The following is a 231-nucleotide window of genomic DNA, read 5'->3' on the forward strand; positions in this document are numbered from 1 at the left end:
ATGTTCAAATAGAGGCCGCCGACGACGAAAGGTTGTTCAGTGGTAACGGCCGCAACATGATTGGCCTGGGTATTGCAAAACAAGCTAAAGCAAACACATTAACCGTGGTAGACAACGCACGTAGTGAGGTTGAAAAAATCAAACGAAACCTACCTGAAGGCACAACAATTCAAGACAGTTACGCCTCGTCTGTATTCATTAAAGAATCGATTAGCGAAGTATATAGCACGC

1 protein-coding gene is annotated in these 231 nt (G+C 44.2%); it reads left to right on the plus strand.

Annotation, left to right across the window (positions count from 1 at the left end; all coding sequences use genetic code 11):
* A partial coding sequence (locus R0J88_RS24030) for an efflux RND transporter permease subunit (protein WP_410901462.1) occupies positions 1–231 on the plus strand: 231 nt, incomplete at both ends.

The sequence above is a fragment of the Pseudoalteromonas sp. SIMBA_162 genome (genome assembly GCF_046535955.1).
Lineage (GTDB): Bacteria > Pseudomonadota > Gammaproteobacteria > Enterobacterales > Alteromonadaceae > Pseudoalteromonas > Pseudoalteromonas marina.